Raw genomic sequence first — 24,147 nt, 5'->3', positions numbered from 1 at the left:
GTGTCCGGGTGTCCGGCGCCGTCAGGGCTGCGGGTTCCTGGCGTCAGGGCTGCGGGTTCCTGGCGTCGTAGCGGAGGAAGCCCCGCCACTTCAGCGCCAGCAGCAGCACCGCGACCACGCACGCGACGCCGCCGCCGGTGACGGCGACGCCCGGGGAGGCGAGGTCGGAGACGGAGCCGGCCAGGAAGTCGCCGAGGCGGGGGCCTCCGGCGACCACGACGATGAAGACGCCCTGGAGCCGCCCGCGCATCCGGTCCGGCACGGCGGCCTGGAGCATGGTGCCGCGGAAGACCATCGAGAAGGTGTCGGCGCAGCCCGCCAGTGCCAGGAAGACGATGCCGAGCCAGAGCTGGCGGGTGAGGCCGAAGGCGGCGATCGCCGCACCCCAGCCGGCGACGGCGCAGACGACCGCGAGCCCGTGCCGCCTGACCCGCCCGAGCCAGCCCGAGCAGACTCCGCCGAGGAGGGCGCCGAACGCCGGGGCCGCGACGAGCAGTCCGGTCGTGCGGGCGTCGCCGTGGTACCAGACGATCGCGACGACGGGGAAGAGCGCCTTGGGGCTGGCGAGCACCATCGCGCAGAGGTCGCTGAAGAAGGTCATCCGCAGGTTGGGGCGGGTGCCGAGGAACCGCAGCCCTTCCAGCACGGAGGCCCGCTCGGGCCGCTGCCCCGCCGTGGAACCTGTGCCGGACACGGCCTCTCCCGCGCGGGCGTCGTCGCTCCGGTCAGGCAGCATCGCCGGCAGCCGCCACATGGCGTACAGGGAGGCGGTGAAGGTGACGACGTCCACCGTGTACGCGGCGCGGTAGCCCCACCAGCCGACGATCACGCCGCCGAGCATGGGGCCGACGAGGGTGCCGGTGGTGCTGGTGAGGGAGCCGAGCGCGTTGGCCGCGGGGAGCTGCTCGGGCGGCAGCAGCCGGGGGATCATCGAGCTGCGGGCCGGGGAGTTGAGCGCGAAGCAGACGGCCTGGAGGGCGACGATCGTGTACAGCAACCAGACCTGTTCCACCCCCGCGAAGGCGGAGGCGACCAGGACCGCCGAGAGCAGGAAGGATCCTGCGGAGCTGCCGAGTCCGAGCTTGCGCCGGTCCATCGTGTCGGCGACGGCCCCGCCGTACAGGCCGAAGAAGACCAGCGGCACGAGGGAGCAGAAGCCGATGAGGCCCACGGAGAAGGCGGACCCGGTGAGGTCGTACACCTGGAGGGACACCGCGAGCGAGGTCATGCCCTGCCCGATCCAGGACACGGTGTTGCCGAACCACAGCCGCCGGTAGTCGGGGGAGGTGCGCAGCGGGGTCAGGTCGGCGAATATGCGCGTGCGGTGTACATCCGGTTTGCTCTTTTGGGTCACGCCGGATGGTAGCGGCCCTCCCAGGACCTGCTGGAGCGCGCCCCTCGCGGGCCTACACCCTGGTCACCTGCGTGCACGGTCTGCACTGCGTCGGCGACCAGCTCGGGCCGCTCGCCCGGGCCGCGTCGTGGGTGAGCGGCGACGGTCTGCCGGGCGCGCGCTTCGACCGCGACTCGATCCGCTGGGCCGACGGGGCTCCGGCCGGGCGCGCCGCCGTCCGGGCGCTGCGCACGGCCGGGTACGAGCGCGCCGCCCGCCCCGGCTCCTCACTCACCGAACGCCAGGCGGATGCCGAAGCCGGCCACGACCGTGCCGGTGATCCGGTCGAGCAGACGGCGGGCACGGGGCTTGCGGAGCCAGCCGCCGAGGAGCCGGGCGCAGCCGATCAGCACGGCCGACCACACCAGCCCGAGGACGATGTGCACGCTGGTCAGCAGGAGTCCCGCGGTGAAGTGGTCGGCGCCGGGCGGGATGAACTGGGGCAGGACGGCGAGGTAGAACGCGCCCATCTTCGGGTTGAGCAGGTTGGTCAGGAGTCCCTGGCGCCAGCCGCCGCCCACGGAGTCCGCCCCGGCGGGCAGCGGGGACACCGGTACGTCGTCCGCCGTCGGGGTCCGGCCTGTGAAGGTGTCGCGGAGCATCCGCGCGCCCATCCACACGAGGTAGGCGGCTCCCGCCCAGCGGAGCGTCTCGTAGGCGAGGTGGGAGGCGGTGAGGAGCGCGGTCACGCCCAGGGAGGTGAGGGCGCCCCAGGTGAGGGTGCCGCTCTGGATGCCGAGGACGACTCCCCAGGCCCGCCGACGCCGGCCGAGGGCCGAGGTGCGCAGGATCAGGGCGGTGTCGAGACCCGGGGTGAGAGTGAGGAGCCCTACGACGAGGGCGAAGGTCCACAGTGCAGTCAGTGCCATGGACCACCACCGTATCGGGGCGCGGACCGCCGCCCTCCGGGGAGGGTGGCTGACATGCTTCGTCGGCGGACCGGTATCGGATCGGTATGCCAGGGGGACACGGGCGCGCGATCGTGGTGTCGTCGCCGTTCATCGCGCCGACCGGTCGCCGTCCTCCGTCCTCCGCCCGCCACTCACCGCCCGCCCTTCAGAACTCGTCACCCCTCGCCCGTCACCCGTCACCCGTCACCCGTCACCCGTCACCCGTCACCCGTCACCCAGGAAGTCACACCATGCACTCCTCCAGGTCCTTTCTCTTCGTCCTCGGCAGCTCGCGTCCGGCCGGGAACTCCGAGGCGCTGGCCCGTCGTGCCGCCGCCGCCCTTCCCGGTTCCGTCGCCCAGCGGTGGATCCGGCTGAGCGACCACCCGCTGCCGCGTTTCGAGGACCTGCGGCACACGGGCACGGGGCTGTACGAGGAGCCGGACGGGAACGCCGGGATGCTCCGGGAGGCCACGCGCGGAGCCACGGACATCGTCATCGTCAGCCCGCTGTACTGGTACAGCGTTTCGGCGGAGGTGAAGCTCTATCTGGACCACTGGTCGGGGTGGATGCGGGTCCCCGGCCCGAGGTTCACGGAGGAGATGCGCGAGAAGACCCTGTGGGGCGTGACCGCCTACGCGTCGGCCGACGCCTCTCTCGCCGATCCGCTGATCGGCACGCTGCGCAACACCGCCGACTACCTGCGCATGGACTGGGGCGGCGTGCTGCTCGCCAACGGCACGCGGCCGGGCCAGGTACTGGAGGACGCCGACGCGCTCGACCGGGCCGCCCGCTTCTTCGCCCCGGCGGCGGAAGCCGAGGCGGCGCCTCCGGCGGCCGGCGCGGGGGCTCTCGTCGGCCCGTGACGCCACGGTACGGCCAACGGGCGGGAGAGGTCGAGCGAGTCGAGGGAACATCTCGCGGGCGCGTGCGCCGTGAGCAGCGCTTCGTAGGCGCGGTCGAGGGCGTCCAGGTCCCAGGCCCTGGCCGCGAGGGACCGGTCCTCCGCGGGGCCGGCGGTGTCGGAGCGGAAGACGTCCAGGCGCACTCCGGGCCGGTCGGCGAGGGCCGCCCGCGCCAGTTCCGTACGGTCGTGGGGGCTGCGCCAGAGGGCCGGGGAGAGGGGCCCCAATCGGTGGCGCCGGCTTCTCGCGCAGCTGGTCGCGCAGGGCGCGTTCGGTCCCGGGCACCGTGCACGGCGTCGGTGGCGGCCCCGTCCACCACGCCTTCGTCACCGTGGTCGACGGCCTCGGGCGGCAGCTCGTACGCACCACCGCCGCACTCGGCCGGTACGCGCCGGCGGGCCTGCCCGGGTACCTGAACGTCATCGCGTCCTCGCCGGGACAGGCACCCGCCCGTCCGGCGCCGGCACCTGCGCCCCGGTGCCGTGGTCCGCTCCGACTTCGCCCTGCGGGGTACGCGGCAGGGCGGCGGGTCCGAGCGGCCGGGGCGGTGAACCACACGGGGTGAAGGCTCCCGCGCGACCGCCGGATGCACCCGGACGCCACGCTCGGACGACACCCGACGAACGCCCTTATGTCATATTTCGGATACATCTCCGAGCGAAGGGCGTCCCATGAAATTCGCGGTCATCGGCGGCACCGGGCTGATCGGTTCGCAGGTCGTCAACGATCTCAACGCCGCAGGTCACGAGGCGGTTCCGCACGCGCAGTCCACCGGAGTCGACGTCATCGGCGGACGCGGGGTGGAGGAGGCGGTGGCGGGGGCCGACGCCATCGTCAACCTGACGAACTCGCCCACCTTCGACGAGGCGTCCCCGGCGTTCTTCCAGAAGTCGATGGACAACCTCCTGGCGGCGGGTACGAAGGGCGGCGTCGGCCACTTCGTGGTCCTCTCGATCGTGGGCGTGGACCAGGTTCCCGAACTGGACTACTACCGGGCCAAGAAGCTCCAGGAGGACATCCTCGCGGCCGGGCCCATCCCCTACTCGATCGTCCGCGCCACCCAGTTCATGGAGTTCGTCGAGTCGGTGCTCTCCTGGACCACCGAGGACGGCACCGTCCGGCTGCCCGCCACCCCGATCCAGCCGATCGCCGCCGCGGACGTCGCCCTGGCGGTGGCCGAGGTCGCCGCGGGCTCCCCGCTGGGCGGCGTGCGCAACATCGCGGGCCCGGACGTCTTCACCCTGGACGAGCTGGGCCGGATCACCGTCGCCCACGCGTCCGACGGCCGCACCGTCGTCACGGACCCGACCGCCGGCATGTTCGCCGCCGTCAAGGGTGACGTCCTCACCGACAAGAACGCCCGTCTCTCCTCCACCCGCTACGCCGACTGGCTCGCCTGATCCGGGGTCCGGCCCCGCGACTTCGCGGACGGAGCCGGTTCAGACGCCGAGCCAGGCCAGGGCGGCGACGGTCAGGGCGCTGACGCCGGTGTCCAGGGTCGGCTGGAGGACCGGGGCGAAGAAAGGGCTGTGGTTGACCGGTACGTCGCGGGCGACGGTGCCGTTCCTGACGGCTTCGGCGTACAGCTCCGGGTCGATGCCACCGATGCCCCAGTAGGTGAACGGCACCCCGAACGCGTCCGGGATCAGGCTCAGGTCCTCGCTGGCCGTCTGCAGCTCGACGGTGTGCGCGTCGTCGCCGAAGTGGGCCGCGAACGCGTCGGCGACCCGCGCGGTGACGGCTTCGTCGTTGACCGTGGGCGGGAAGGAGGCGATCTGCTCGATGAGAGGCGCCTCCGGCGATCCGGATGCCTGGCACTCGGCCAGCACGATCCGCTCGATCGCACCCAGCACCTGGGCGCGCGTGGCGTCGTCGTAGGTACGGACGTTGAGCTGGATGACCGCGCTGTCCGGGATGACATTGGGGCCGGTCCCGGCGTGGATGCTGCCGACGGACACGACCGCAGGGGTGGTCGCCGCCAGCTCCCGGGAGACGATGGTCTGCAGGCGTACGACGATCATCGCGGCCATCACCACGGGGTCCACCGCCGCTTGGGGCATCGAGCCGTGCCCGCCCCGGCCGTGCACGGTGACGCGAAGGCTGTCGGCGGCGGACAGGAACGGCCCCGGGCGGGTCCCGACGTAACCGGCCGGAAGGGCCAGCACGTGCTGGGCGAGCACCACGTCGGGGCGGGGCACCCGCGAGGTCAGGCCGTCGGCGATCATCGCGTCCGCACCGTCGCCCCTCTCCTCGGAGGGCTGGAAGAGCGCCACGAAAGTGCCCCGCCACGCGTCCCGGGACTCCGCCATCAGCCGGGCGCCGCCGATCAGCGCGGCCATGTGCACGTCGTGCCCGCAGGCGTGCATCACGGGCTGCTCGGAGCCGTCCTCACCGGTCACGGTCGCGGTGGAGGCGTACGGAAGTCCGGTCCGCTCGCGGACCGGCAGGGCGTCCATGTCGGCGCGGGCCAGGACGACCGGCCCGTCGCCGTTGGCCAGCACGCCGACGACTCCGGTCCCGCCGATGCCCTCGACGACCTCGTACCCGGCCCCGCGCAGCGCCTCGGACACCTTGCCGGCCGTGCGGTGTTCCCGGAGGCCGAGTTCGGGGTGGGCGTGCAGGTCCTTGTACAGGTCCTCCAGGCCGGGCCGGATGGTGTCCAGGCCGGCCAGGACGGTGCGGGCACGGTCGCTCATGGTTCCTCCTCGCGCTGTCGCCGCCGGGGCCTCGTCCGTGGACCGTGCGGGGCTCGCGAGCCGGCCCGATCCGAACGAAAGCCCCTCGCGCCACGGAGCCGCACGACAGGGACGAGCCGGGAACCGCGCCGCTCCGGCGGGGCTGGCCAGTCTATGGCGGGCCACCCCGGCCCTGACCCCGCCCCCGTCCTCGGCCCCGCCCCGTCCCCGTCCCGTCCCCGTCCCCGTCCCGTCCCCGTCCCCGTCCCCGTCCCGTCCCGTCCCCGTCCCCGTCCCGTCCCGTCCCCGTCCCCGTCCCCGTCCCGTCCCGTCCCGTCCCGTCCCGTCCCGTCCTCCAGGGTTACGCGACCATCGGCGGCATACCGGACGGAAAGGCCGTACGCGTCGAACAGCGCTCGGGCCACCGGCTTCGCCTCCGTGGTGGAACTCCGTGCGCGGCCCCCCGTGAAGACGCCTTCTCCCGCATCCTTCGTCCCGGGTTCCCGCGGCCTCCCCCAGAGTCGCGAACCCGTCCCCGCGGCCTTCACCCTCCGCCCGCACGACCACCTCGGCCGCAATGGGCTTCACCACCGCCACCCGCACCGGGCATGATCGGGAAGGCATCCGGCGAAGAGGTTCACCGGCGCCGCACATCGTCGAAGGAGGTCCGGCATGGTCGACCAGGTGCGCTCACGCGTCTCGGCGTACGGGTTGGTCACGAGGCAGGAGCACCTCCTGCTGACCCGGCTCTCGGAGGCCTCACCGGTGTTCCGACCCGGCCTGTGGCACCTCCCGGGCGGCGGGGTCGACCCCGGCGAACAGCCGCAGGAGACACTGGCCCGCGAGCTGCACGAGGAGACCGGACTCGAAGTCCTCGGCTCCCGCCTGGTCGACGCACGCGGTTACACCGCCCATCGGCTCGGGGTGCGTTGGCACCTCGTGGCGCTCTTCTACCGCGTCGACGTCGGGCCCGGTACGCCGACGGTCACCGAGACCGGCGGATCCACCGCCGAGGTCCGCTGGATGCCGCGGTCCGGCCTCACGCGTTCGACGCTCTCCCCTGCGGCGGTCGACGGCCTCGGCATGCTGGGCCGGTAGGCGCGCCCGGCTCCGGCGCCCGGCTCCGGCGCCCGCCGGAGAGCGAACAGAACCGCCCGCACCCGGACGAACCGAGGCATTCGGTCTCCGTCCCCCTGGAGCCTCCACGAGATACACACAACTGCTGTTCACGGATCCGGACTCGCTCCATGTGAACATCCTGGCGAATTGCTAGCGTGGCACCTGGGCTGTCCCGTGATCCGCGGTGGACGGGTTCGCAGCGCCGGACACGACGCGCCGCACGGTGGGAAGCGTCCGCGTACCGGGTGGTGTGCGGACGTGACGACATCGCGACGAGGCGTCGTGGCCGTCGTCGCGCACCGCCGGGAGTGCGGACGGCCCTTGGGCGGATGTCCGTCGGACCGAGGCCGGTCGGGGCGCGGCATCCGGTGCGGTGCCTCACGGAAGGGGGCCGGAGCGTCGTCGCGGAGCGATTCGGGCGGTTCGGCAACGCCGCGAGGGCACGGTTCCGGACGTCGCGACTGCGGCCCCGCGCGCCGGACACCACCGCGAGCCGTCGCGCCCACCGGGCGTGACGGGACGGGGCACAACGGGGGAAGGGTTTTTCATGGCGTGGGACGAGTGGGAGCAGCTGAAGGCGGGCGCCGCCGACCGGCAGTCGACCGGAATGCGGTTGAACCAGTTGGACCCCGGGGACGGCGGCGGTTACGTGGGCCTGCCCGGGCAGACGGGCGACCTCAAGGTGGCTCAGGGCGACCTGGCGAAGATCGGCAGTCAGGCGCACTCCCTCTACGACAACCTGTGGAGCAAGGCCAGGGTCGCCACTCCCAGCAGCGACACGGCCGCCGGCGATCTGAGCGGTCAGGGCTTCGCCCTGGGCGGCGGGCTCAAGCACGTGTCGAACCGGTGGGAAGAGCAGCTGAAGTCGCTCATGGACGCCTGCGCCCACATCTCCAACCACATGCAGGTCACCAAGAAGGTGCACACCGGGGACGAGAACTACATCCAGCGGCAGATGAGCAGCATCGACGCCCTGGACGCCGGGTTCGACGAGCGGGTCGGCGAACCGGGCAAGAAGAACCCGGCCTACGAACCGAAGAAGTAGCAGCGCGACCACAGACGTACAGGAGAAACGACACCTCATGGATCTCGACGCGCTGCGCTTCGCCAACTTCGCGACGCTCGACACGGCCGTCTCCGACTGGAACCAGCTCGTACGGCACCTGGCGGAGCTGAAGAAGCAGGCCGAGGACGGCCTGCACAAGGCCGCCAACTCGGCCGACTGGGCCGGTATGAACGCCACGGTCACCAAGGAGTTCATCGGCAAGACCGCCGGCGAGTTCGGCGATGCCCACACGCAGGCCACCACCATCCACAACATCCTCAGTGACACCCGGGACGAGTTGCGGCAGTTCAAGAAGGACCTTGAGGCCGCCATCACCCGCGGGCAGGCGAAGAACCTGACCGTCGTCAGCACCGACAAGGGCGGCTTCACCGTCACCATGAACATCCACCCGGACCGGGCCGCGAAGGGCACCACCGTCCCGGAGCACACCGAGAGCGACGTCACCGCTCTGCGCGACGAGGTGCAGGGGATACTCAACAGGGCCACCGAGAGCGACACCTCGGCGAGCACGGTGCTGAGCGCGATAGCCGACCAGTCCAAGATGGGCTTCTCGGACGCCAGTTACAAGGATCGCGACTCCGCGGCGGACGCCGTCCAGGCGGCGGACGACCTCGCCAGGATCGCGGCGAAGGACCCCAAGGACCTCACGCCCGCAGAGTTCGACAAGATCAACGACGGTCTCGCGAAGTACAAGGACGACCCGCTGTTCGCCGAGCGGTTCGCCACCCGGCTCAAGCCGGAGCAGACCCTCGAGTTCTGGGCGGGCGTCACCGATCCCGCCGTGAACCCGGAGTTGGTCTACGAGCGCCAGGACAAGCTCGACGACCTCCAGCGCAATCTCGGTCTGACGCTCGCCACCGCCACGCAGAGCGACTCCGCCGACATGTCGACCTGGAAGGGCGACATGGTCCGGCTCGGCGAACAGCCCATCGGCCGGAACGGCGCCGGCCCCATGGGGTTCCAGGTCATGAGCAACCTGATGCGGACCGGCGACTACGACGACCAGTTCCTCAAGAGCTACGGCACCGCGCTCATGGAGACGGAACGCAAGCTCACCGGCAACGGCGAGCACGCCAACATGGCCTGGCAGAAGATGGGCATGGACCCCCTCCTCAACCGTATCGGCGAGGACAGCGGTTCCGACCCGCTGACCGGATACCTCAAGGGGCTGTCCAACAGCCCGGACGCGGCGACCGACTTCTTCAACGAGGAGTACGTCTCCAAGGAGGACTCCCCCTTCGAGCGCGACACGGACGGCAACGGCAAGAACGGGAAGGTCCCGCTCTCCAACTTCCAGTACCTGTTCGAGGAGCGGGACTGGCCTCAGGAGAGCAACTTCCACGGCGACGAGGTCAACACCGGTCGCAACAACCTCGCCCTCGCCCTGGAGGCCGCCGCGACCGGTCACCCGGCGGGCGAGCTCCCGACGGCGGACACCCCGGCCCACAACGACGGGCAGGCCAAGCTCTTCGAGTCGATCGTGGCCTCCGTCGCGGACGACAACGAGCGTCTCACGGGGCACAGTTACATGTCCGACAGCATCGGGCAGATCACCTCGGAGTACCTGCCGGACATCAACCGGGCCCTGACCGACGACGCGGACAAGGACACCGACAGGCTGTTCCCCGTCGCCGGCAGTTCGGCCACGCTCGACCACCGCAACGTGAACGCGCTGCTGTTGACCGTCGGTCAGAATCCGGAGGGCTACGCGGCAGTGGAGGTCGCCAACAAGGCGTACATGGGGAACCTCATGGATTACCACTTGAACCCGGACCTGCCGGCCGACGCACGCTACTCGAACGACACGCAGTTCACCATCGAGCAGATAGCCCACGGCTCGGGTGAAGTGTCCGGCACGCTGGCCATCGGCCGCCAGGAGGCGGTCGCTGGTCCCGCGGACGAGTCCGACAAGAAGTTCGACCAGTCCGTGGGGCAATGGAAGAACGCCATTTCCGGAGGTATCGGCACGGGCATCGGAGTCGGTACGTCGTTCATCGCCAGCCCGGTCGCCGGCGCTGTGGCCGGCGGCGCGGCCGGGACCGTGAGCAGCATGGTCCTCGAAGCCCTGTTCCAGGACGCCGAAGGGCACGCCAAGGACGACGCGGGCCCCGTCATGGGCGAGCTGTGGGAGAGCGGCAACGATCAGAACTCGGACTACACCGAGGCCGCCGTGGAGAAGGCGGCAAAGACGCACCATCGCAACGACCTGTTGGACGACGGCATCGACGAGAAGGCCCGACGCGCCGCTCAGGACGGGTTCCGGGCAGCGGGTACGAACACCGCTCAAATGTCCCCGCACTTGAAGACGGACATCTGAGTCGAATGCCCGGGGACGGTGCCCGCCGCGCCGTCCCCGTCCGAACCCCGAAAGGCTTCTCGCGTTGTCCACAGAACTCGCGCGCGTCACCGGCTCATCGGCCCGGCCGTCTCCCTGTCCGCCGCCCTCGTCCTCGCCTCCACCCTGTCGGCATGCTCCGGCGACGACGAACCGGCCAAGAAGAACTACACCGTGCCCTCGTCACTGTGCGGGGTAACGGTCGGCCCCGCACAAGTGAAGCCCCTGCTGCCAGGCGGGGATTCTCTCTCCCTGACGGTCTCGAAGCCGAACAGCGGGACGGTCCGCTGCAACGTCTCCGTGGACGGCAAGATCGTCCTCCGCTTCACCCAGACCTGGTGGGACCGCCTGGACACCGGGCTCAAAGTCTCGGGGGCGTACTCCGGCACGAACGGCGCGGAGACGACGGACGACTACCGGTTCGCGTGGACCGGAACGGCCGGCGTGGGCAAGACCTCTTCCTGCACGTCGTCGAAGCACCCGGAAATGCGCCTCTTCGCCATCATCCAGGCATTCGATCCCAGTATCGACGACAAAGCGACCATGAAGACGCTGATCAACAGCTACACCGCGGCGGTGAACCGTTCAGATGCCTGCGAATGACCCTCGGTGCACGGGTAGTGCTTCGAAGGCGCACACCGGGACGGCCCGTTGAATGTGACCGACCGTCCGAGAACGGCCCCGCCCGATCACCTCTGTACACATCCAGAAAGGCCCGTCGCGTTGTCCGTCCGTGGAACTCTCCGGCGCCACCGGCTCATCAGCCCGGTTCTCTCTCTGTCAGCCGCCGTCGTCCTCGCCTCCAGCCTCTCGGCATGCTCCGACGACGAGCCGGCCGCGAAGAACTACACCGTGCCCACCACACTGTGCGGGGTCGCGGTCGACTCCGCACAAGTGAAGACTCTGCTGCCCGGCGGGGATTCCCTCACCTCGGCGACCTCGAAGCCGAACGGCGGGACGACCCGCTGCGACCTGTCCGTGGACGGCAAGCCGGCCCTGCGCCTCGCCCAGGCGTGGTGGGGTCGCCTGGACACCGGGGCGACGGTCGCGGCGGCGTACTCCGGCACGGACGGCGGGGAGACGACGGGCGACTACCGGTACGTCTGGACCAGCAAGGCCGGTGTGGGCAAAACCGCTTCGTGTACGTCGTCGAAGCACCCGGAGATGCGCCTCTTCGCGATCATTCAAGTCCTCGACTCCGGCGCCGGCGACAAGACGGCCATGAAGAGCCTGATCAACAGCTACACCGAGACGGTGAACCGGTCGGACGACTGTGAGTAACCCACGGCGCACCGTATTGCCAGGAAGGCGCACCACCGGGACGGGCTGTCGAAGGTGATCGACCGCCCGAGAACAGCCGCGCCCGATCACCCCTGTACACATCCAGAAAGGCCAGTCGCGTTGTCCGTCCACGGAACCCTCCGGCGCCACCGGTTCATCGGCCCGGCCGTTTCCCTGTCCGCAGCCGCCGTCCTCGCCTCCACCCTGTCGGCATGTTCCGACGACGAACCGGCCGCGAAGAACTACACCGTGCCCACCCCCCTGTGCGGCATCGCTGTCGACCCCGCGCAGGTGAAAGCAGCGTTACCCGGCGGGGAATCCGTCACCTCGGCGATCTCGAAGCCGAACGGCGGCACGACCCGCTGCGTCGTTTCCGTGGACGGCACGGTGGCCCTGCGCCTCACCCAGGCATGGTGGGGAAGAGGGGAGACCGGAACGACGGTCGCGGAGGCATACGCCTACACGGACGACGGGGAGACCACGGACGACTACCGGTACGTCTGGACCGGCAAAGCCGGTGTGGGCAAGACCGCTTCGTGCACGTCGTCGGAACACCCGGATTTGGACCTCTTCGCGATCATCCAGGTCCTGGACACCGGCATCGACGACAAGACGGCCATGAAGAATCTGATCACGAGCTACACCGCGGCGGTGGACAAGTCGGCCGCCTGTGAGTGACCCCCGTACACAGAGGCTCGCGCCGCCCGGGGCCGTTCACCGTGCGGGGTGGACCAGGCCCCCCTCGTAGGCGGCGATGACCAGGTGCGCCCTGTCCCGCGCTCCCAGTTTCACCATGGCCCGGTTCACGTGGGTCTTCGCCGTGAGGACGGAGATGCCGAGGTGGTCCGCGATCTCGTCGTTGGACAGACCGGTGGCCGCCAGCACCACCACCTCGCGCTCGCGTCCGGTCAGGCTCTCCAGCGTCGGGGCGGTGGTGCGCTGCGGAGGCGTACGGGCGAGGAAGCGCTGGATCAGCGAACGGGTCGCGACGGGCGAGAGCAGCGCGTCCCCCGCGGCGACCGTCCTGATCGCGTCGATCAGCTCCTGGGGGTGGATGCCCTTGCCGACGAATCCGCTCGCCCCCGCGCGCAGCGCCTCCGCCACGTGCTCGTCGGTCTCGAACGTGGTCAGGATGAGCACTTTGACCGCGGCCAGGTCCTTGTCGGCGGTGATGATCCTGGTGGCTTCGATCCCGTCGAGGCCGGGCATCCGGATGTCCATCAGCACCACGTCCGTCGGCCGGCGCCGGGCCTGGTCCACCGCCTCCGTCCCGTCGCACGCCTCGCCGACGACCTCGATGCCCGGGGTGGCCTCCAGCAGGATGCGGAAGGTTCCTCTCAGGAGCGCCTGGTCGTCGGCGAGCAGTACCCGGACACTCATTCGCCCTCCCGGGAGCAGTCCTGTGCAAGGGTGTTCGAGACGAGGGGCAGGATCGCGTGCACGCGGAACCCGCCTGCCGTCCGCGGGCCGTGGTGCAGGGTTCCGCCCGTCGCGCGTACGCGTTCCGTGAGGCTGATCAGGCCCAGGCCGGTGCCGGGGCCGTGGCCCGGTCCGGTGCCGCCGTCGTCGGTGACGGAGACCTCCAGGTGGGCCGGGTGGACGGCGACGACCACGGACACCCGGGCGTCGGCGACGTGTTTGCGCGCGTTGGTCATCGCCTCCTGGACCACCCGGTAGGCGGCCAGGTCGGTCAGCGGCGGAAGTGGGGTCGGCGTCCTGTCGTACCGGGCTTCGACGTGGAGGCCCGCGTGCCGGAACGAGTCCAGCAGCGCGGGCAGGTCGCGCAGTCCGGGCGCGGGGGCGAGTGGCTGGTCGGGCTCGTCCGTCTGCCGCAACAGGCCTACGGTGGCCCGGAGTTCGTCGAGTGCCGCCCGACTGGTGTCGCGGATCTGCCCGAGGGCCTCGTAGGCGCGCTCGGCGTCCTGGCGGACCAGGTGGTGGGCCACTCCGGCCTGCGCGTTGACGAGGGTGAGGTGGTGCGCGACGACGTCGTGCAGTTCCCGGGCGAGGCGCATCCGTTCGGCCACGACCCGCCGGTGCGCTTCGTCCTCCCTGGTCGCCTCGGCGTGCTCCGCGCGTTCCCGGTAGGAGGCGAGCAGCTCGCGTCGGCTCCGTACCGCGTCCCCGACCGCCGTGGGCAGCTGGGTCCACGCCAGGAGCGCGAGGTTGGGCTCCACGGCCGGGAGTTCGGGGCGTACGAGGAACGCGGCGACGGTCATCGCGACGCCCACCGCCGCGCTGGTGCGCACGGCGGTGCGGCGGTCGGTCCGGGCCGCGAGCAGGAAGAGTGCCGCGACCGCCGGTGCGGGCGGGGGCGGCATGTCGGGGACGAGGGCGAGGAGCAGCACGCTGGTCGCCGCCGTGGCCCACACCGTCGCGCGCGGCCACCGATGGGCGCACAGCACCAGCAGGCTGCAGAGTGCGGATACCGCTCCGGCCGGGCGGAGGGCGGCCTGCCCCTGCTGCGACGTCAGCATCATGACCGGGCCGGTGATGAGCACGCAGCAGACCACGGCGACGGCGTCCACGGCGAACGGGTGCCGGGCCGGACGGTCGGCGAGGTTCCTCACCGCCGACCGGATGCCTGTGAGGGGTGCCATGTTCCTTCTCATGTCTCCCGGGCGGCTGCGGGCGCCGGGTTCTCCTCCTCCCACAGCGGGTGGTGCGCTCGGGCCCAGTCCCGTGGGACCTCCCCGGTGCGCAGCCCGCGGCGGGCCTGGGCGTCGCGGACGGCCATCCGGATGTGTCCGAGGACCAGGGCGGCGACGAGCAGGGCCAGCCAGTCGTGGACGAACGTCGCCCCGGTGCGCCACAGGAGGGGCGCGAGGCGGGGGAACCACATGAGGAGCCCGGTGCCGATCATGACGAGCAGGGCTCCGGCGAGGACGTTCGCGTACAGCTTCTGCCCGGCGTTGAACTTTCCGGCGGTACGGGGTCGCTTGCGCAGGCCCGCCCGCACCCAGCCGCGGTCGTGCGGGCCGAACCGGTTGAGGCGGCTCAGGTCGGCGCGGAACGCGCGCGAGACCAGGCCCGCCAGGAGCGGTACGGGCATGGCGATGCCCGCCCACTGGTGCACGGTCACCAGCAGCCGACGCCGGCCGACGAGTTCGGCCAGCGCCGGCAGGTAGAGGAGGGCTGCGGTGACGAGTGCGGTTCCCACCAGTGCGGCCGTGCACCGGTGGATCCAGCGTTCGGCGGTGGTGAACCGTCGTATCAGGTCCGGGCGTTCAGCTGGTGGGTTCATCGTCCCGTCCGTTCGACTCGCCGACCCAGCCGTCCACGTCGTAGCCGTACCGCTCCCAGTAACCGGGCTGGACGCGGTCGGTGACGGTGATGCCGGACAGCCACTTGGCCGACTTGTAGAAGTACATCGGGGCGGCGTACAGGCGCACCGGTCCGCCGTGGGCGGCGGTCAGCGGCTCGTCGCGCATCCGGTAGGACACCAGCATGTCGTCGCGTCGCGCCTGGTCCAGGGTGAGGCTCTCGGTGTAGACCCCGTCGAAGCAGGTGAACCGCACCGCCCTCGCTCCGGGCCGCACTCCGCAGACGTCGAGCAGATGGGAGAGGGTGACCCCGGTGAAGGCCGTCTTGGGCACGCGCCAGCCGGTGACGCACTGCACGTCCCGCACCAGGCGGGTGCTCGGCATGGCCGTGAGTTCGGCCAGCGTGTACGAGGCGGGGCGGTCCACCAGGCCGTCCACGGTCAGCCGGTAGTCGTCGGCGGATCGGTGCGGCACCGTGTCGGCGACGGAGTAGAAGCGGAAGCCGCCGGTGCCGGGCAACACCGAGAAGAGGCCGGTGGGGTCCTTGCCCGCCACCGAGGCGAGCGTGTTGTCGAGGCCGCGCTGAATGGTCGCTCCCCCGGCCACGCCCAGGGCGCCGAGACCCAGTGCGCCGAGGATGATCCGCCGTCCGACGGGCCGCTCCTCGCCCTTCCCCCGGGCCGGTCCGCCCGCGCCGGTCCCGTTCACCGGCTGCCGGCCCGCAGTTTCCTGAGGCCGCTGATCAGGAGCGTCAGCCCGGCGACGGCCACGACCAGACCGATCACCAGCCACTGCGATTCGCCGGACATCACCTTGCTGTCGTCCATGGCTCCGGAGCCCTGCAACGACCACACCACACCCACGATGAGCAGGACCGTTCCGACCAGTGGTCGTACCCACTTCTTCATCCGCCGCTCCCTTCTGTCCGCATGCGTCCCGGACGCGTGCCGTCGCGCCCCCCGGACGCGTGCCGTCCGACAGGAACAGTCTCCCCGCGAACCGTCCTTCGGCGGTCATCCCCGGGGACGGAGTCGGGCTACCACCGCCATGGTGGACGCCCGCCCGCGTACCACGCCCGTGGTACGCGGGCGGAGGGCACGGGACCGACCGGCACGGGTGCCGCGGCGGACCGGGCGGACGCGTGCCGTGGGCCCGCGAAACGGCGGATGCCTGCCGCGGGCCCGCGAAACGACTGGCGCGCGGGGCCGACGGGACCGGGTAACGTCGTAGGCATGTTCTTCCAGAATCTGATGTACGAGTGAGAGCGTGACGGGCCCCAGCTGACGTCCCTCGACGCGCCGCGCCCGTCCCCCACCGATGCATCCGTAGACCACTTCACGTCATTCCGGGAGAACCCGTGAGCAAGAACATCAACAACCCCGTGGGCATGGGCGGCGGCCAGCGCAAGCGGCAGTCCCGCACCGAGCGCCAGAACAACGGTCCGCACCGCAACCTCGACCGCCAGGGCGCCGCCGACCAGAAGGCGGAGCTGGTGCGCAAGATGCGCGAGAAGGCAGCCGCGGCCGAGGGCGCCACGCAGGCGGACGACGACACCGCCCGGAGCTGACGCACCGCACCGCCCCTGGGCGGTGGCGAGGAGGCAGGGCCCGGACCGCGACGCGCGGTCCGGGCCCTGCCGTCGTACCGGGCATGCCGCCGTCTGCCGTCGTAGCGGGCATGCCGCCGCCGCGCCCGTGCGGACCGTGCGGGCTGTCTCCACGGCCCGGTGGGGGGCTATCCCCACCACGGATCCGGTGCTTCGCCCCATGGTTCGGCGAGGTGCGCTCCGGAAGGCTTGGAACCCGGGGAAACCGCCCGTGCCGAGTTTCAGGAGACCACAAGTGAAGACGTCCGTATCGAGTACCGCGGCCCGGGACGGCGAAGCCCGTTCGCCGTTCGCCGCGCGTGCGCGGGGGCTGACCAAGGCGTACGGCGACGGCGAGACCCGGGTGGTCGCGCTCGACGCGGTGGATGTCGACATTCCCCGGGGGCAGTTCACCGCGATCATGGGTCCCTCGGGTTCCGGCAAGTCCACGCTGATGCACTGCCTGGCCGGTCTGGACACCGTCTCCGGCGGCAAGACCTGGGTCGGCGGGACCGAGATCACCGGGCTCGGTGACAAACGGCTGACCCGGCTCCGCCGTGACAGCATCGGCTTCGTCTTCCAGGCGTTCAACCTGCTCCCGACACTGACCGCGCTGGAGAACATCACCCTGCCCATGGACATCGCGGGCCGCACTCCCGACCGGGCGTGGCTGGACCTCGTCGTGGAGACGGTGGGACTGGCCGGGCGGCTCACGCACCGCCCCACGCAGTTGTCCGGCGGGCAGCAGCAGCGGGTCGCCGTGGCCCGGGCCCTCGCCGCCCGTCCCGAGATCATCTTCGGAGACGAGCCGACCGGGAACCTGGACTCCCGGGCCGGCGCCGAGATCCTCGGCTTCCTGCGCCACTCGGTCGACACCCTGGGCCAGACCATCGTCATGGTGACCCACGACCCGGTGGCCGCGTCCTACGCGGACCGGGTCCTCTACCTCGCCGACGGACGGATCGTCGACGAGATGCACGCGCCCACGGCCGACGCGGTGCTGGAGCGGATGAAGTCCTTCGACTCCCGGGGCAGGACCTCGTGACCGTGCTCCGTACCTCCCTGCGCAACGTCCTCGCGCACAAGGGCCGCATGGCGCTGTCGGCGGTCGCCGTACTGCTGTCCGTGGCCTTCGTGTGCGGCACGCTGGTCTTCACCGACACCATGAGCACGACCTTCGACAAGCTCTTCGCGACGAGCTCCGCCGACGTCACGGTCAGCCCGCCGGAGACCGACGACCAGCAGGAGACCGGAACACCGGCGTCCCTGCCCGCCTCGCTCCGGGCGGAGCTGGAGAAGGTCCCGGGTGTGGCCCGGGTGGTGCCCGGGGTCGGCAGCCGGCAGGCCACCGTCGCCGACAGCCACGGCCAGGACATCGGTTCCAGCACCGGCGCGCCGACCGTCGTCACCAACTGGAACCCGAACCAGACCAAGTCCGTCGACATCACCTCCGGCCACGCCCCGGGCGCACCCGGTGAGGCCGTGCTCGACGCGGACACCGCGGCCGAGCACCACCTGGCCGTCGGCGACACGCTCCGGGTCATCGCCGCACCCGGGGACGCCGAGGTGACCCTCAGCGGCATCGCCACGTACAAGACCACCAACCCGGGTGCGGCCGTCGTCTACCTCGACACCCCCACCGCCCAGCAGGTGCTCCTCGGCTCCCGCGCCGCCTTCACCGACTACGCCCTGGACGCCGCGCCCGGGATCAGCGACGACCGGCTCAAGGCGAGCGTCGACGCCGCCTTGGGCGGCCACGACTACCAGGTGCGGACCGCGGCGGAGAAGACGGCCCAGAACCAGCAGGACATCGGCACCTTCCTCGATCCCATGAAGTACGTGCTGCTCGGCTTCGCCGGGATCGCCGTCCTCGTCGGCATCTTCCTGATCGTCAACACCTTCTCCATGCTGGTCGCCCAGCGCACCCGCGAGATCGGACTGATGCGGGCCGTCGGGTCGAGCCGTCGGCAGGTCAACCGCTCGGTGCTGGTGGAGGCGGTGCTGCTCGGCGCCGCCGGATCGGTGGCCGGGATCGGCGCGGGCATCGGCCTCGCCGTCGGCCTGATCGAACTCATGGGCGCGCTGGGAATGCACCTGGACACCGCGGACCTGACCATCAAGGCCACCACCCCGCTGATCGGTCTCGCCCTCGGTGTCGTGGTGACCGTCGTGTCCGCGATGCTGCCCGCACGCCGGGCCGGCGCCATCTCCCCGATGGCGGCGCTGCGCGACGCCGGAACCCCTGCCGACGCCCGCGCGGGACGCGTCCGTTCCGTGGTCGGCGCGCTCCTCACCGCGGCGGGCGGTTCGGCGCTGGCGCTGGCCGCGGCCTCGTCCACGACCTCGGCCGGTTCCGGACTGCTCGCGATCGGCGTACTGCTGACGCTGGTCGGGTTCGTCGTCGTCGGTCCGCTGCTCGCCGGTCTCGTCGTACGGGTACTGGGCGCCCTCACCCTGCGCGCGTTCGGCCCGGTGGGCCGGCTGGCCGAGCGCAACGCACTGCGCAACCCGCGCCGTACCGGAGCGACCGCGGCGGCGCTCATGGTCGGTCTCGCGCTGGTCGCGAGCCTGTCGGTGGTCGGCAACTCCATGGTCGCCTCGGCGAGCGCCCAGATGGACAAGTCCGTCGGCGCCGACTTCATCATCCAGGTGGGAGACGGCGACCCGATCAGCCCGGCGGCCGCCGAGGCCATCCACGCGGCCGGGCATCTGGCCCACGTCACCGACCGCACGGACGTCGCGGCGACCGTCGTCGCTCCCGACGGCACCACGGACAAGACGGAGATCGCGGCGGGATCGCCGTCCTACACCGACGACCTCCGGGCCAAGACCGTGCGGGGAGCGCTGATCGACGCCTACGCCCCCGGCGCCATGTCGGTGCCCGAGGGCTGGGCCTCGGCTCACGGGGTCACCCTCGGCAGCCGGCTCGGCGTCGCCTTCGCCGGCGGCACCACGGCTCGGCTGACGGTCCGGGCGATCACCTCCGACGACACGGTGTTCGACAAGGGCGCCATGTACATGGACATCGCCGAGGCCAGGCGCTATCTGCCGGCCACCGCATTCCCGCTGAACAACATGATGTTCGCCGCCGCGCGGCCCGGCCAGGAGACTTTGGCGGCAGCGGCGCTCAAGGCGGCCACCGCCGACTACCCGCAGGTCAAGGTCCGGGACCAGGCCGCCTACAAGGACATGGTCGAGCAGCAGCTCGACCAGTTGCTCAACATGATCTACGCCCTGCTGGCACTCGCCATCGTCGTCGCCGTCCTCGGAGTGGTGAACACCCTCGCCCTCTCGGTGGTCGAACGCACCCGCGAGATCGGGCTGATGCGGGCCATCGGGCTCTCCCGGCGTCAGTTGCGCCGGATGGTCCGCCTGGAGTCCGTGATCATCGCCCTGTTCGGAGCGGTCCTGGGTGTGGCCCTGGGCCTGGGCTGGGGCGTCGCCGCGCAGAAGCTGCTGGCCCTCGCCGGGCTGGGGGTGCTCAGCATCCCGTGGACCACCATCGGCATCGTCTTCCTCGGCTCCGCGGTGGTGGGCCTGCTGGCCGCGCTCTTCCCGGCCTTCCGCGCAGGGCGGATGAACGTCCTGAAGGCCATCGCCACGGAGTGAAGGCCGTACGCGCGGGGTGTCGCCGCGACCGGGACGATCGCCGCGACACCCCGCGCGTACCTGGTGCGGGAGGACCTCGGAGACAGGCGGGGGCCTCCGCGTGCCGCTGGGCGCCGGAGGCGGCGATCGCGCCGAAGACGCCTCCGATGACGGCGAGGTCCCACCAGCGGCGGGGATCGGGCGCCGCGGCAAAAAGCGATTGCGGTCGTACGACGGGCTTGGGGACACGGGCTTGGGGACACGGACTCCAGCCGCCCCGGGGAGCCCGCCACCCGCGAGGCGGTCCTGGAGGCCGCGCGGCGCACGTTCGCGGGGACCGGATACGACCGCACGACGATGCGGGGCGTCGCGGCCGACGCCGAGGTCGACGCCTCGGTGGTCTCGCACCGGTTCGGTTCGAAGAAGGGCCTGTTCGCGGCAGCGGCAGCCCTGCCCTTCGATCCCCAAGCCGTTCTCGCCGAACTGCTGGACGGCCCCCGCGAGACCATCGGCCACCGCCTGGCGTCCTGCGCCTCGTCGGGACCACCGACGGCCGCCTGCGGTCCACCGGACTCCAGGTGCTCACGGACACCGGCACGGAGGTCCTGGCGGGCGTGGTCGGACCCGTGCTACAGCAGTACCTCACCGGGCCCCTGGCCGTCATCCAGTAGGGCGCGGAAAGCCGCTTCCGCCTGGGCGGAGGCCCCTTCGCTCCCGGCATCCGTCCCGCCGGCACGACCGCCCCCGGACGGGGGCACGTGACAAGGAGATCCGATGAACCGTCGATCCGCCCTCCGGCCGGCTCTGTTGGCGGTGTCCGGGGCCGCCGTGCTGCTGCTCACCTCCTGCGCGAGTACCGGCGGGGACGGCCACCGCACGACGGACGGGCGTGCCTCGCACTGGGGAAAGGACATGGGCGCTCCCGAAGCATCGGCGTTCATGAAGGTGGCGTTGCCCGGGAGCGCGACGGAGGTGAAGGGCGCCGTGCAGATCAATCCGCAGGAGGACGTCTACCTGCTCTCCTTCGTGACCGACGAGAAGACGGCGGTCGGGGTAGCGGAGGACCTGCGTCCCGAGCAGCCCCTGCGCACCAGGAAGCAGGACCTCCCGTCCCCCACCGATCTCTTCGGGCACCTCGGCCTCGCCGAGCCCCAGAGCGAGAAAGGTGTCCGCTGGGCCGGGGTCTGCCCGCCCTGCGTGGGCGACAACCGCCGGAGCGGGGTCCAGTGGATCGAGATCCACCTCCTCCAACTGGACTCCGGTACGACCCGGGTGTACATCCAGGCGTTCTGACCGACCGGGGCCGCCCGGTTCGCGCACGGCGGATCAGTGCCGTACGAAGGCGACATCCCGTGGGCGCAGGTGCTCGCGCGGACCGGCCGACCGCAGGACCACGTCCAGCACCCGTGCCGGGTCGGCCGCGTAGGCGTGCGAGAACCACGCCATGTTGGCCTCCACCACGGCCCAGCGGTGACCTGGGCGGTACGGGTCCAGCAGTTGTCCCACGTCCACGACGACGGCACTCGGCAGCGTGTGCCCGGCCGCGGCGGCCAACCGGTCGACGAACTCCGTGATCTGCGCGGCGGTGGCCCGGTCCGCGGGGTCCGTACCGAGCGGGCGGGGGTCGAGCCGGCCGAACACCGCGTACCGGCTCGCCGTCGCGATCCGGCCGTCCAGCAGGAACAGCCGGTACTCGGCCGCGAAGGTCACCACGTCGGACAGCAGCACCGGTTCGGCCGGGTCCAGGGCGGAAGACAGCCGGGAGCCGTCGGTGTGGACATCGGCGGGGAAGGACTTGTCACGGGGCGGCTTGACGAACGTCGGCCGGTCGATCGCCCATGCGTCCGCGACGGTCCCCGCCCGTATCCGGCGGCCGGTGAACTCTTCCGGCAGCTCGGCGAGCCAGTCGTCCGTCGGCTCCAGCAACGCGATCGTGAGCCGGCCGGCCAGCCGCGCACCCGCGACCGGCCCCCCGTACCAGTACGCGGGGCCTGCCAGGCCCGGCTCCTCCGCCGCCCTGACCGGCATCCCCCGGCCGGCCGCCTCGACGGCCAGCAGTTCCATCGTCGACGTCCGCCGCCCAGGCATGACCAGCACCGCAATTCCCTCCTGCGCTCCGCGAAGCAGCATTCACACCAGGTCGTGTCCGAGTCATTCGCGTCGGACCAACGGGCGGTGTCCGGTGCGGTGGGACTGACGCCGCGCACCGATCCACCGCGAACCGCGGGCCGCCCTTCCCCGCCGTACCCACGACCGCAGCCGAGAACCCCCCGCCCAGACTCTCCCGGCCGGCGCCGGGGATTCGTGAAGTGCCCACCGGGGGCTTCACGTACGACGACCACGTCCCGGACACCGGCGTCATGGTAGGCGCCGTACCGAAGCGGCGGCCGACCCGCTCGGCGATCACGCCGCTTCCGCGCCTACCGGGTGGCCGTCGCGTCGCCGGCCGCCTCGCGCAGCACGAGGTCGAGGAGCCCGGGGAAGCGCCGGTCGAGTTCCGGGCGCCGCAGGGAGTTGGTGCGGCGCGTGCCCTCGTCCCGCTGTCGGATCACCCCGGCCTCGCGCAGGACGCGGAAGTGCCGGCTCGCGGTCGACTTGCCGACCGAGAGGTCGAAGCGGTTGCAGGCCACCTCGGACCGCGCGCCCAGAGCCACCACGATACCGAGCCGGACCGGATCACCGAGGGCCGTCATCACGGTGAACAGGTTCATGTCCTGCTCATCGGGGTGGAGCAGCGGAGAAGAAGTACGACTGGCCATGCCTCCAGTATCGCCCCCGTATCCACAGACCCCCGAACGCCGATGTTCGCTTTCAAGCGAACATGTGGTTACGGTGGACATCTCCCGTCCATGGGACCCACCGACACGGAGGCACCAGTTCTGATGCGCGCTCCTACGTCCACACCCGCCTCCGGACCAGCGGCGCCCATCGGCGTCGGCATCGTGGGCCTCAGTGCCCGCGGCGGCTGGGCTGGTTCGGCCCACGTCCCGGCTCTCGCCGCCCTGCCCGCCGCCTACGAGCTCCGGGCGCTCAGCACCAGCAGCGCCCGGACCGCGCAGGCCGCCGGCGAGAAATTCGATGTTCCGCTGGCCTTCGGCAGTGTCGAGGAACTGGTGGCGCGCGACGAAGTGGACCTGGTGGTCGTGACCGTGAAGGTCCCGCACCACTACGAGCTGGTCAAGTCCGCGCTGGCCGCCGGGAAGACCGTGCTGAGCGAGTGGCCGCTGGGCAACGGGACCGCCGAGGCCGACGAGATGGCCGCGTACGCACACGCGCGGAAGCTGCGCGGCTTTGTCGGACTCCAGGCGCGTTCCGCCCCGTCGGTCCGCCATCTGTCCGACCTGATCGCCGACGGCTACGTCGGCGAAGTGCTCTCGACCAGCATCATCGCCTCGGGAAACGCGTGGGGGCCGACGTTCGACGACGGCAGCGCCTACGTCCTCGACCGGGACAACGGCGCCACCATGCTGACCGTCCCGCTCGGGCACACCCTCGACGGCCTCGCTTCGGTCCTGGGCCCGTTCACCGAACTCAGCGCCACCACGGCGACCCGGCGCGGCACCGTCCGCCACCGGCGGACCGGGGAACCCGCGGCGATGACCGCGGAGGACCAGATCGCCGTCACGGGCGTCCTCGGCTCCGGCGCCGTCGCCTCTCTCCACTACCGCGGCGGACGGGCGCGCTCCACCAACTTCCTGTGGGAGATCAACGGAAGCGAGGGGGACCTGGTGGTCACCGGGGACTCCGGGCACCTTCAGTTCGGGCTGATCACCATCCGCGGCTCCCGCGGCCAGAGCGACGTACTCACCGAGCTGCCCGTCCCGGACCGTTACGACGCACACGCCCCCGCCCTCGCGAAGCTCCGCGGCACCAAGGCCTACAGCGTCGCGCACGCCTACGACCAACTCCGCCGCGACCTGGCCGAAGGCACCCGCGAGGTCCCCGACTTCGCCCACGCCGCGCGCCACCACCGCCTCCTGGACGACATCCGGAACGCTGCCGCCACGGGCAGCCGGCAGTATGTGACGAGCTGAGCGCCTGTTCACG

24 protein-coding genes are annotated in these 24,147 nt (G+C 71.5%); 14 read left to right on the top strand and 10 right to left on the bottom strand.

Going from position 1 to position 24,147, the window contains the following annotated elements; translation table 11 throughout:
• Window positions 1–43 precede the first annotated feature (43 nt).
• Complete coding sequence (locus OHT52_RS22100) at window positions 44–1,354, bottom strand: MFS transporter (protein ID WP_328721914.1); 1,311 nt, start codon at window positions 1,352–1,354, stop codon at window positions 44–46.
• Between the two features lie 266 nt (window positions 1,355–1,620).
• Entirely contained in the window at window positions 1,621–2,262 is a 642-nt protein-coding gene (locus OHT52_RS22095) for a LysE family translocator (protein ID WP_328721913.1), read from the bottom strand.
• A gap of 272 nt (window positions 2,263–2,534) precedes the next feature.
• Here OHT52_RS22095 and OHT52_RS22090 point away from each other — a divergent pair, with 272 nt between their 5' ends.
• Both OHT52_RS22090 and OHT52_RS22085 read left to right on the top strand, forming a co-directional pair.
• Window positions 2,535–3,149 (top strand): NAD(P)H-dependent oxidoreductase, encoded by a 615-nt coding sequence (locus OHT52_RS22090; protein ID WP_328721912.1) that lies wholly within the window; start codon window positions 2,535–2,537, stop codon window positions 3,147–3,149.
• A gap of 710 nt (window positions 3,150–3,859) precedes the next feature.
• Window positions 3,860–4,588, top strand: a complete 729-nt coding sequence (locus OHT52_RS22085; protein ID WP_328721911.1) for an SDR family oxidoreductase — start codon at window positions 3,860–3,862, stop codon at window positions 4,586–4,588.
• Between the two features lie 39 nt (window positions 4,589–4,627).
• On the opposite strand, the gene OHT52_RS22080 is transcribed toward OHT52_RS22085, so the two are convergent.
• Window positions 4,628–5,884, bottom strand: coding sequence for an amidohydrolase (locus OHT52_RS22080; RefSeq protein WP_328721910.1), 1,257 nt, complete (start codon window positions 5,882–5,884; stop codon window positions 4,628–4,630).
• 651 nt (window positions 5,885–6,535) lie between these two features.
• Here OHT52_RS22080 and OHT52_RS22075 point away from each other — a divergent pair.
• From OHT52_RS22075 to OHT52_RS22050, 6 genes are all read left to right on the top strand, one after another.
• Window positions 6,536–6,961 (top strand): NUDIX hydrolase, encoded by a 426-nt coding sequence (locus OHT52_RS22075; RefSeq protein ID WP_328721909.1) that lies wholly within the window; start codon window positions 6,536–6,538, stop codon window positions 6,959–6,961.
• 568 nt (window positions 6,962–7,529) lie between these two features.
• Window positions 7,530–8,027: a hypothetical protein gene (locus tag OHT52_RS22070; RefSeq protein WP_328721908.1), complete on the top strand. Its 498-nt coding sequence runs from the start codon at window positions 7,530–7,532 to the stop codon at window positions 8,025–8,027.
• A gap of 37 nt (window positions 8,028–8,064) precedes the next feature.
• The gene (locus OHT52_RS22065; RefSeq protein WP_328721907.1) at window positions 8,065–10,365 is read left to right on the top strand and encodes a hypothetical protein; all 2,301 of its coding nucleotides are present in this window, start codon (window positions 8,065–8,067) and stop codon (window positions 10,363–10,365) included.
• 318 nt (window positions 10,366–10,683) lie between these two features.
• Window positions 10,684–10,986 carry a hypothetical protein gene (locus OHT52_RS22060; RefSeq protein ID WP_328721906.1) on the top strand — a complete coding sequence of 101 codons (303 nt, stop codon included), beginning with the start codon at window positions 10,684–10,686 and terminating at the stop codon, window positions 10,984–10,986.
• A gap of 120 nt (window positions 10,987–11,106) precedes the next feature.
• Window positions 11,107–11,664 (top strand): hypothetical protein, encoded by a 558-nt coding sequence (locus OHT52_RS22055; protein WP_328721905.1) that lies wholly within the window; start codon window positions 11,107–11,109, stop codon window positions 11,662–11,664.
• 120 nt (window positions 11,665–11,784) lie between these two features.
• On the top strand, window positions 11,785–12,342 hold the full coding sequence (locus OHT52_RS22050) for a hypothetical protein (RefSeq protein WP_328721904.1): 558 nt from the start codon (window positions 11,785–11,787) through the stop codon (window positions 12,340–12,342).
• A gap of 36 nt (window positions 12,343–12,378) precedes the next feature.
• Here the strand turns inward: OHT52_RS22050 and OHT52_RS22045 are convergent, their stop codons facing one another.
• Genes OHT52_RS22045 through OHT52_RS22025 form a run of 5 tightly spaced genes read right to left on the bottom strand, consistent with a single transcriptional unit; the run spans window position 12,379 to window position 15,835 of the window.
• The gene (locus tag OHT52_RS22045; protein ID WP_328721903.1) at window positions 12,379–13,044 is read right to left on the bottom strand and encodes a response regulator transcription factor; all 666 of its coding nucleotides are present in this window, start codon (window positions 13,042–13,044) and stop codon (window positions 12,379–12,381) included.
• Window positions 13,041–14,264, bottom strand: coding sequence for a sensor histidine kinase (locus tag OHT52_RS22040; protein ID WP_328721902.1), 1,224 nt, complete (start codon window positions 14,262–14,264; stop codon window positions 13,041–13,043). The genes OHT52_RS22045 and OHT52_RS22040 overlap by 4 nt, the downstream gene beginning before the upstream one ends.
• A gap of 8 nt (window positions 14,265–14,272) precedes the next feature.
• Complete coding sequence (locus OHT52_RS22035) at window positions 14,273–14,908, bottom strand: cytochrome b/b6 domain-containing protein (protein ID WP_328721901.1); 636 nt, start codon at window positions 14,906–14,908, stop codon at window positions 14,273–14,275.
• A complete protein-coding gene (locus OHT52_RS22030) occupies window positions 14,892–15,635 on the bottom strand; it encodes a molybdopterin-dependent oxidoreductase (protein WP_328721900.1) in 744 nt (247 codons plus the stop codon). Before OHT52_RS22030 ends, OHT52_RS22035 begins: the two co-directional genes overlap by 17 nt.
• Entirely contained in the window at window positions 15,632–15,835 is a 204-nt protein-coding gene (locus tag OHT52_RS22025) for a hypothetical protein (protein ID WP_328721899.1), read from the bottom strand. Before OHT52_RS22025 ends, OHT52_RS22030 begins: the two co-directional genes overlap by 4 nt.
• 449 nt (window positions 15,836–16,284) lie before the next feature.
• Here OHT52_RS22025 and OHT52_RS22020 point away from each other — a divergent pair, with 449 nt between their 5' ends.
• The 5 genes from OHT52_RS22020 to OHT52_RS22005 all read left to right on the top strand — a co-directional run bounded on the left by OHT52_RS22020 (window position 16,285) and on the right by OHT52_RS22005 (window position 21,393).
• Window positions 16,285–16,494, top strand: a complete 210-nt coding sequence (locus tag OHT52_RS22020; protein ID WP_328721898.1) for a DUF6243 family protein — start codon at window positions 16,285–16,287, stop codon at window positions 16,492–16,494.
• Window positions 16,495–16,693: 199 nt separating this feature from the next.
• Window positions 16,694–17,557, top strand: coding sequence for an ABC transporter ATP-binding protein (locus OHT52_RS22015; protein ID WP_443046633.1), 864 nt, complete (start codon window positions 16,694–16,696; stop codon window positions 17,555–17,557).
• Window positions 17,554–20,121: an ABC transporter permease gene (locus OHT52_RS22010; RefSeq protein ID WP_328721896.1), complete on the top strand. Its 2,568-nt coding sequence runs from the start codon at window positions 17,554–17,556 to the stop codon at window positions 20,119–20,121. The genes OHT52_RS22015 and OHT52_RS22010 overlap by 4 nt, the downstream gene beginning before the upstream one ends.
• Window positions 20,122–20,319: 198 nt before the next feature.
• Entirely contained in the window at window positions 20,320–20,862 is a 543-nt protein-coding gene (locus OHT52_RS31530) for a TetR/AcrR family transcriptional regulator (protein ID WP_443046807.1), read from the top strand.
• 12 nt (window positions 20,863–20,874) lie between these two features.
• A complete protein-coding gene (locus OHT52_RS22005; RefSeq protein ID WP_328721895.1) occupies window positions 20,875–21,393 on the top strand; it encodes a hypothetical protein in 519 nt (172 codons plus the stop codon).
• Window positions 21,394–21,426: 33 nt separating this feature from the next.
• On the opposite strand, the gene OHT52_RS22000 is transcribed toward OHT52_RS22005, so the two are convergent.
• Both OHT52_RS22000 and OHT52_RS21995 read right to left on the bottom strand, forming a co-directional pair.
• Window positions 21,427–22,164 (bottom strand): ATP-grasp domain-containing protein, encoded by a 738-nt coding sequence (locus OHT52_RS22000; RefSeq protein ID WP_328723844.1) that lies wholly within the window; start codon window positions 22,162–22,164, stop codon window positions 21,427–21,429.
• 356 nt (window positions 22,165–22,520) lie between these two features.
• Entirely contained in the window at window positions 22,521–22,859 is a 339-nt protein-coding gene (locus OHT52_RS21995) for an ArsR/SmtB family transcription factor (protein ID WP_328721894.1), read from the bottom strand.
• A 90-nt stretch (window positions 22,860–22,949) separates the two neighbouring features.
• On the opposite strand from OHT52_RS21995, the gene OHT52_RS21990 reads away from it, so the two are divergent.
• Window positions 22,950–24,134, top strand: coding sequence for a Gfo/Idh/MocA family protein (locus OHT52_RS21990; RefSeq protein WP_328721893.1), 1,185 nt, complete (start codon window positions 22,950–22,952; stop codon window positions 24,132–24,134).
• Window positions 24,135–24,147 lie beyond the last annotated feature (13 nt).

It is taken from the genome of Streptomyces sp. NBC_00247 (assembly GCF_036188265.1).
Lineage (GTDB): Bacteria > Actinomycetota > Actinomycetes > Streptomycetales > Streptomycetaceae > Streptomyces.
Note: the sequence above shows the minus strand (reverse complement) of the source record. Positions and strands in the feature narration are given on the sequence as shown.